Origin of the sequence: Anaerovorax odorimutans, assembly GCF_024459955.1 — a bacterium.
Classification (GTDB): Bacteria; Bacillota; Clostridia; order Peptostreptococcales; family Anaerovoracaceae; genus Hominibacterium; species Hominibacterium odorimutans_A.
The window spans coordinates 1-635 of the sequence record NZ_JANFXK010000083.1 but is presented as its reverse complement, the minus strand read 5'-3'; the positions used below and the strand labels follow the sequence as shown (position 1 = coordinate 635).

The window sequence follows — 635 nt, the reverse complement described above, 5'->3', positions numbered from 1 at the left end:
TGGCAGTAATAATGGCTGTGGTTGTGTTTCGGCACAGTAGGAAAAAGAAAGGGGATAAGAAATAGGAATTAGAATTTAGTGGGGAAAAGAACGTATTAAAATTGTTTGCTCCCCCTTTTGTCTTCTGGTTGGAGACAAGAGGAGGGAGCGGTTACATACTTAAGTGGAGTAAAGGAATTCCAAGTTAGCTGAACGTGTGAGAGAAATAGCTGGGAATAGAGCGGGCCTTGTGATAAACTTTAGATGAGTACTTAGGTTGGAAAATTGGGAGTTATAAGGGAGCATTTTGACTATGAAATCATTTTATTTGGATAATGATATGTCTCATCTCTATTTTGCAAATTGTGAAAAACGTTCTGATGAGGAAGAGTATGAAGAAATAATGAGCATTCTACGAAACGCTAATTGTAAAATTGGTAAATCAATCATGGGGCCAGACTGTGATGTTATTGAGTGTGAAATAGACGGTGTAAGTTTTGATGTCATTCACACGATTGATGGTGATGGTACATTTTTGTATTGTAATCACAAAGCTGGGATGAAAAAGCTGGAATGTATTTTTACGGAAGTATGAAAATTTCCAGTTTACTTTATTCATAATAAAACAATTCGATAAATATTACTTATACCAGGGA

The 635-nt window shown here is 35.7% G+C and carries 1 protein-coding gene; it reads left to right on the top strand.

The genetic code is table 11. The annotated features are described in order from the left end of the window. Positions 1 to 292 precede the first annotated feature (292 nt). On the top strand, positions 293 to 574 hold the full coding sequence (locus tag NE619_RS17955; protein ID WP_256133855.1) for a hypothetical protein: 282 nt from the start codon (positions 293 to 295) through the stop codon (positions 572 to 574). The last annotated feature ends 61 nt before the right edge of the window (positions 575 to 635 follow it).

Bases quoted from the DNA above. Each gene is read 5' to 3' on its own strand.
- NE619_RS17955 (WP_256133855.1), top strand. From the start codon at position 293: ATGAAATCATTTTATTTGGATAATGATATGTCTCATCTCTATTTTGCA.